This window comes from uncultured Anaerovibrio sp., assembly GCF_947302755.1.
Lineage (GTDB): Bacteria > Bacillota > Negativicutes > Selenomonadales > Selenomonadaceae > Anaerovibrio.
In genome coordinates this window covers 1-7830 of the sequence record NZ_CAMYWM010000119.1, presented here as the reverse complement: position 1 = coordinate 7830, position 7830 = coordinate 1, and the positions used below count along the sequence as shown (strand labels likewise).

Genomic DNA, 7830 nt, shown 5'->3' with positions numbered 1-7830 from the left:
CCCGTATACTTTAAGAGGGGCCCAGGTGCGGGATGGCAATAAATGGGCCCACTATATCATGGAGGCCCAGACACGGTATGGCAAGGATGTGCAGGTAACCTTTCAGGCCCATAACTGGCCACATTGGGGCAATAAGGTTATTAAGGATTATATGACCAACACCGCCTTGGCCTACAAATTTATAAATGATCAGACCCTGTTCTATATAAATCAGGGCTTAACTCAAAATGAGATTGCCTATAAGCTCAGGCTGCCGGATCCCTTGGAGAAGGTGTGGTATACCCGTCAATACTATGGTACTGTAGCCCATAACTCCAAGGCGGTTTATGAGCGGTATATGGGCTGGTATGATGCCAATCCGGTAAATCTGAACAAGCTGCCGCCGGAGGATACGGCGATAAAGACGGTAGAGTACATGGGGGGCAGCAAGGCCATATTGGAAAAGGCCAGGAAGGATTATGAGGAAGGGAAATACCAGTGGGTAGCTGAGGTCACCAATCACATTGTATTTGCCGAGCCAAATAATCAGGAGGCCCGGGATTTGTGTGCCGATGCCATGGAGCAGCTGGCTTATCAGGCCGAATCCGGCACATGGCGCAATGCCTACCTGTGCGGGGCCAAGGAGCTTAGGGATGGTTCGATTCCATTCGCCAATGTGGGGGGCAGTACAGATGTACGTACGAAGATGAATTCGGAGCTGATGCTGGATTATATAGGCATTTGTCTTGACAATAATGCCGCCCAGGATTTGAATTTTACGGCAAATCTCAATTTGACGGATACAGGCGAAAAGTATCTGCTTACGGTTAAATCCGGTGTTCTGGTATATCAGAAGGGCATTCAATCCCCTACAGCCGATGCTACGTGGATAATGCCAAAGGAGGGGCTCTTCACCATTTTGTCCAAGAACAAGGAGCTTCAAAAGAAGTTCGTTCAGGAGGGCAATAAGGAGCTGTTGGGCCAGCTGACTGACAAGATAGTTATTTTTAACACCTATTTCCCGATTATTGAACCATAAAGGTAATGAGGCTGTCCTCTGATTTAATTATCAGGGGGCAGTTTTTTAGTTGACATTCAAGCTTTTCACATGAAAAATCCGTGTGAGTCCCGGAAACCTGTATATTTCCGGTATGGGAGGTTTGAGTCATATTTTTTATCCATAGGCAGGAATGACCCTTCTGGTGTGGAATATTATACACAAACATAATATACAAACTCGGCTTCGGCTGTGGAATTTGGCGTCATAGGCCAGCAATTCCGTAAGGAGGTGCAGTATGATGAAAAAAGTACAACCGGCAGTTAAAAAGGAAATAGTATTATTCGATTTTGGACAGACCATTACTGTGCAGGCGATTGTTCAGAGCCTGGAGAATATGGGCTATACTGTACATTCAGCAGTGGCCGGTTCCTGGAATATGTATCAGTACATCAATGATTCGTCGGTGTTTGTGCTCCATTTGGGAGAGGGCGTGCTGTTCAGTGAACGTAAGCAGGAGGAATTGGTAAACATCATTAAAAACCTGCGGGCCAGGCGGCGAAAAATTATTATTGTGGGTGAAATAACCTTTCATCATGATGTGGTGGAGTTTTTGCCTGAGCTGGGGTACTATCCATGGTTTGACAAGCCGGTGAATATGGATAAATTTGAAGAAGTGGTAAATGCCTTTGAGGAACAAAAGAACGTAAAGGAAAAAATATTGGTGGTGGACGATGATCCGGCATTTTGCAAGATGATTCGCAGCAATTTGATGGGAATATTCCAGGTAAGTGTTGTCACCTCGGGAAAACAGGCCATCACCTTTTTGAGCCAAAATAAGGTAGACCTTGTGCTGCTGGATTACAATATGCCGGAGATGCCGGGGCCGGAGGTACTGAAGGCACTGCGCTCCAATAAGGAGACCAAAAACCTTCCGGTGGCCTTTCTTACCGGAATCGACAAGAAGGAATCCATTAGCCAGGTGCTGGCTCTGAAGCCTCAGGGCTATATTTTGAAGTCCGCCACCAAGGAGGCTTTGATAAGCAAAATTGATGATGTATTAAGGGCAAATCCTTCTCAGGCGTGATATGGGGTGATATTATGCCACATTTGACCATTGCAGCGTACTTGTTGGCTATTGCAGTTATAATTGTTGTATCCTATTTAGCCATAAGACATAATAAACGAAAGGATCAGGTATCCAGGCAACTATATCATCAGCTCAGTGCCACCACCAAGCTGTATGTTTTCGTGCAGGAATTTGATATTATCAACGATACCTATATTGATATTGAAGTGGATGAAGAAAATGCCAGCGATTCGAAGGTTATTGAACACAGTGGTGCCCAGGCAGCCCTGATTTTTCGCATGAAGGAGCATCTGGACCCGTCCTGGGAAACCAAGGTAATGGAATTTTTGAATTTTTCCACCCTGGCGGAGCGGCTGGGGGAGCGCAATGCCATCACTATGGAGTTTTTAAACAGTGAAGGAATCTGGTGTCGCTGCCGATTTATCGTTTCCCAGCGGACTTCCTTGGGGAAGGTTTCCCGGGTCCTGTGGCTGGTGGAGGAAATTGATGAGGAACGCAAAGCCAGAGAGGCCTTGCGGGATATTTCCGATCGGGCAATGGCGGCCAGTGAGGCCAAGTCTGCCTTTTTGTCCAACATGTCCCATGAGATAAGAACGCCGATAAATGCTATGCTGGGCATGAATGAAATGATTTTGCGGGAGTGCAGTCAGGACAGCCCCATACTTGCCTATGCGGAAAATATTGATGCGGCGGGCCATACCCTTTTGGCCCTGGTAAATGATATTCTGGATTTTTCCAAGATTGAGGCGGGCAAGATGGAAATCATTCCTGCTGAATATGATTTATCTTCAGTGATAAATGATTTGGTTCACATGATTTCGTATCGGGCGGAAGAAAAGGGGCTGGAGCTTTCTCTGGAGGCAGACCCGGCAGCCCCGAAGCACCTCCGGGGAGATGATATCCGCCTAAAGCAGATTATTATCAATTTGCTTACCAATGCGGTGAAATATACCAAAGAGGGCAGCGTGGTATTTAGTATCGAATTTGAAAAAAAGGATGAACACCATGTGCTGCTTACGGTGGCAGTCAAGGATACGGGAAGCGGTATAAAAAAGGAGGACATGGACAAGCTCTTTTCCAAGTTTGACAGAATCGGTGAGGAGAAAAATCGTCACATTGAGGGTACCGGCCTGGGCCTGTCCATCACCACCCGACTGCTGGGTATGATGGGCTCCAAGCTGGAGGTTGGCAGTATTTACGGCGTAGGCTCCCGCTTTTACTTTACCCTGGAGCAGGAGGTGGTGGATTGGGAGCCCTTGGGGAACATGGAGGAAGTGCTGGTTGCCAACACCTCGGCGGTCCATCAGTATCACGAACAGTTTACAGCTCCGGAGGCTGAGGTGCTTGTGGTGGATGATACAGCCATGAATCTGGTGGTATTCAAGAATTTGCTGAAGAAAACCAGGGTACGGATTGACGCTGCGGAAAGTGGTGATGAAGCGTTGACTCTCACCGACAAGAAGAAGTATGATTTGATTTTCCTGGATCACATGATGCCAAAAAAGGATGGTATTGTCACTCTCCACGAAATGAAGGAGCAGGATAAGGGCCTGAACAGGGAAACACCGGTTGTTTGCTTTACGGCCAATGCAGTATCCGGAGCATGGGAGCTGTATAAAAATGAAGGCTTTGATGACTACCTCACAAAGCCTATAGACTTTGTGAAGCTGGAGCAAATGGTGATGAAATTCCTGCCACCAGATAAAATTATTAAGGTGGATTAGGGGAAAGGCCAGGGTAGGGATATGGGACTTGTGGACAAGATAAGGAAGAGCATAGTTAAGGGGCCCAAAAAAAGCAGAACCCTGTTTTTAGGTGGATTAATCACCAGCTTTGTGCTGTCCGTGCTGGTTTCCGTTTGGTCCTTAAATATTATGGCAACGGATAACACAAAGGCTATGGATATGCTTTTGACGGCTCGTATATATGACAATCTGAACAGTGTAATCACTGAGCCGGTTAACGTGTCCAAAACCATGTCAGCCACGCAATCCCTAAAGGAGGTGTTGGCCCATGAGGAGGGGCTGGATGAGGCCTCAGAGGCACAATTTATGGCCAATTACCTTTTAGGCCTGAAAAATAGCTTTGGCTATGAAACGGTTTTTGTGGTGTCAGAGAAAACAAAACGGTATTATACCTATGAGGGAATGATGAAAACCCTTGATCCGGTCCACAACGAATACGATAGATGGTATTCCTCCTTTGTGGACAGCAACCTGGATTATGATATGAGTGTGGATAGGGACACCTTGATGCCTGACCGTTGGACGGTGTTTGTTAATACCAGAGTGGTTGATCAGGATGGACGGTTGCTGGGCGTCTGCGGTGTTGGTGTGAAGATTACTGATTTACAGGATATTTTCGCTGAAATGGAGGATAAATACCAGGTAAAAATTCTTTTGGTGGATAAAAATGGCCAAATACAAGTCGATACAGACGAAGACAATATAGAACAATTTTTGGCGAGTGACGATGCCTCCAGGACGGAGACCAGTGAAGGGTACATCTATAGTGTCCACGATAATGGTGATTTTACTGTAACCAAATACGTGGATAATTTACATTGGTATCTTGTGGTTATTAGCGAGAATATTATTACCAATCCGGATTTTATAAAAATTATTGTTCTCAATATTGGCCTGTTTTTGTTGATGATATTGGTCTTTTTCTTTATTTCATACCGGCTGCTGGCCAAATATGATATTAATGAAATGAAATCCCGAAATCTTAATGAACGAATGGCAGCTGCGGCACAAATATATTATGAATTTAAAGAGGTAGACATTATAAACAATACCATCAGACCCGTTATTGTTCGGGATGAAGCATCGGGGGAGCTTAAGGCAGATGGCGATGGAGCTCAGCAGGTATTTTGGGATTATGTAGAAGATGAGGTTGAAGAACACTTTAAATTACAAATGAAGGAATTCGTTGATTTTTCCATATTGGGGCTTATGCTGGAATATCGGGTGGCTGCCGCTACCACCTTTATGACCAGGCAGGGGAAGTGGCTGCGGGCCCGGGTTGTAAGGTGTCAGCAGACACCGGCGGGAAAGGTGGCCACCTTCCTGTGGATATTGGAGGATATTTCGGAGGAACGACAGCAACGGGATGCGTTGATTGATGTTTCCAACAGAGTGGCGGCGGCCAACAATGCCAAAACGGCCTTTTTGTCCACCATTTCCAATGAATTGCGGGCCCCTATTGATGCTGTTCTGGGCATCAACTCCATGATTTTGGCGGAAACCCGGGAGCCGCAGACCATCCGTTATTCGGAAAGCATACGGGATGCCAGTGTGGACCTTTTGGGCAGGATTAACGATATCCTGGATTTTTCCAATATTGAGGCCGGAAAGCTGGAAATAGTGCCAAGGGAGTACGATTTCCGTGAATTGCTGAATGAGCTGGTGACCATGATAAGGCCAAAGGCAGAGGAGAAGGGACTATCCTTTGTATTGGATATAGATGGCAATATACCTAAAGGCCTGTTTGGCGATGATATCCGTATAAAGCAGATATTCATTAACCTGCTGACAAATGCCGTGAAATATACGGCAAAGGGGCGGGTAATGTTGGCAATAGGGGCCGAGAGGCTGGATGATGAGCATATAGGTCTGCATGTTTCGGTGAAGGATACAGGCCAGGGCATAAAGGATGAAGATAAATCACGGCTCTTTGTGGAATTTGAACGAGTCGAGGAAGGCAGAAGCCCCACTGTCGGCGGCACCGGCTTGGGGGTAACCATTACCCAGCGCCTGCTGGGCCTGATGGGTTCTAACCTTGAGGTGGAAAGTGTCTATAAATTAGGTTCCAATTTCTATTTTGCCCTGGAGCAAAGGGTGCTGGACTGGACGCCTATAGGCGAAATAAGCGATGTAGCTGCCCCTGTTGCCGATGAGGAGGTTCATTTGCCCCGGTTCATTTATGATTTGCCGGAGATCAATGTGGAGACCGGTATCAAGAATAATGGTGATGAGGAAGCTTATTTGGAGGCCTTGAAGGTATATGCCTCCATGGTGGGCACATACATAGAGGAAATCACCCAATATATGCAGGAGAAGGATATTGAAAATGCCACCATCAAAATTCATGCCCTGAAGAGTACCTCCCGTATTATTGGGGCAGAAGGGATTGGTGAACAGGCATTGGCCCTGGAAGCGGCCGGCCGGGCCGGAGATATGGACACATTGGAAAAGGACGTGGCCGGGCTGTTGGAACGCTGCGGCAAATTGGGGGATCAGCTTCGCCCGCTGCTGGAAAATAATACTGAGGCTGCCGGTGAAGCGAAGGCGATGATCGATGGGGCCGTGCTTGCCCAGGCCTATGGAAAAATTGGAAAATATGCCCTGGGCTGTGACAGCCTTGGCATTGAAGAGGTGCTTGGGGAGCTAAACAATTACCGGCTGCCGGAGGAGGAACAGGCGAAAATATCAGCTCTGGCCCAGGCCATAGACAATTTCGATTTTGAGAGGGTATCGGAAATTTTGCAGGAAGAATAACAAAGGGCTTGTGCCATGAACGCAAAAACACCGCCTGCCATCAGCGACAGACGGTGTTTTAGCTTGCAGTATTATTTAGCTTAGAAGCTTACCATACCGGAGGATTTCATAAAGAGAATAATCAGCAATACCGGGGCAATGTACTTAATCATGGCGATATAAATGTACTTGCGGCTGAATTTCTCACCGTTCTTTTCCATTTCCTTAATGATAATGTCAGGCCCCACAACCCAACCAATCATGATACAGGTTCCGATGGAGATGATTGGCATGAATATACTGTTAGAAATATAATCCATTACATCCAGTACCTGGCCGGTGCTGCCGGTTGGCAGAGGGAGCTCAAAGTAGAATACGTTGTAGCCAAGGCATACGATAGTACCGAATACCAGGGCAATGGCAAATTCGGCCAGGGCTGCCTTGACACGGGTGATGTGGAAGTAATCCATAAAGCTGGATACAACGGCTTCCATAATGGATACAGCAGAGGTTACCGCGGCAAAGAGAACCATCAGGAAGAACATAATGCCCACGATGATACCGGCGGTGCCCATGCTTTCAAAGACCTTTGGCAGGGAAATAAACATGAGGCCCGGGCCGGAGGCGGATAATCCCTCGCTGCCCATGAAGGTGAATACAGCAGGAATAATCAGCAAGCCTGCCAGGAAGGATACCAGTGTATCAAAGAACTCAATGCGGTTAACGGAAGAAACGGCGTCGGCCTTATCGCTTACATAGGAGCCATAGGCCACCATGATACCCATTGCCACGGACAGGGAGAAGAACAGCTGTCCCATGGCGTCCACCAGCACGCTCATAAAGTGGCTGAAGGTAAGGCCCTCAAAGTTTGGAATGAGATAAATAAGGAGACCGTCCGTACCGGACCTGGTAACCCCATTGGCGTCGGTATGGGTAATGGTCAGGGAATAAATGGCAATGGCTATAGTAAGCAAAATAAGGGCCGGCATAATGATTTTTGAGGAGGCCTCAATGCCCTTGTTTACGCCGAGAAGAATAATAGCCGTACAGGCCATGAGGAACAGGAACATATAAACCAGTGGCTCATGCTGGGCAGTAATAAATCCCACAAAGTAACCATCCTGGGCCGCCTCCACGTAGCTGCCGGTGGTAAAGGCCAGGAAATACTTTATTACCCAGCCGCCGATGGCACTGTAGTATGGCATAATAATGGCCGGAATAAGGCAGGCCAGCAGACCTAGCCAGCGCCATTTTTTGCAGATACGGGAATAGGCGGTCAAGGGCCC

5 protein-coding genes are annotated in these 7830 nt (G+C 47.2%); 4 read left to right on the top strand and 1 reads right to left on the bottom strand.

Going from position 1 to position 7830, the window contains the following annotated elements:
- The 4 genes from Q0Y54_RS10350 to Q0Y54_RS10335 form a co-directional block, all read left to right on the top strand.
- The coding region (locus Q0Y54_RS10350) for an alkyl sulfatase dimerization domain-containing protein (RefSeq protein ID WP_297967362.1) at window positions 1–1018 on the top strand (1018 nt) is incomplete at its 5' end.
- 256 nt (window positions 1019–1274) lie between these two features.
- Window positions 1275–2063, top strand: a complete 789-nt coding sequence (locus tag Q0Y54_RS10345) for a PleD family two-component system response regulator (protein WP_297967357.1) — start codon at window positions 1275–1277, stop codon at window positions 2061–2063.
- A 14-nt stretch (window positions 2064–2077) separates the two neighbouring features.
- Entirely contained in the window at window positions 2078–3790 is a 1713-nt protein-coding gene (locus Q0Y54_RS10340) for an ATP-binding protein (RefSeq protein WP_297967351.1), read from the top strand.
- Window positions 3791–3820: 30 nt separating this feature from the next.
- Window positions 3821–6565 (top strand): ATP-binding protein, encoded by a 2745-nt coding sequence (locus tag Q0Y54_RS10335; protein WP_297967347.1) that lies wholly within the window; start codon window positions 3821–3823, stop codon window positions 6563–6565.
- Between the two features lie 80 nt (window positions 6566–6645).
- On the opposite strand, the gene Q0Y54_RS10330 is transcribed toward Q0Y54_RS10335, so the two are convergent.
- Window positions 6646–7830: sodium-dependent transporter (locus tag Q0Y54_RS10330; protein WP_297967341.1), on the bottom strand; the 1185-nt coding region annotated here is incomplete at its 5' end.

Excerpts from the sequence above, each read along its gene's own strand:
- Q0Y54_RS10345 (WP_297967357.1), top strand. The coding sequence starts at position 1,275 with ATGATGAAAAAAGTACAACCGGCAGTTAAAAAGGAAATAGTATTATTC.
- Q0Y54_RS10340 (WP_297967351.1), top strand. The coding sequence starts at position 2,078 with ATGCCACATTTGACCATTGCAGCGTACTTGTTGGCTATTGCAGTTATA.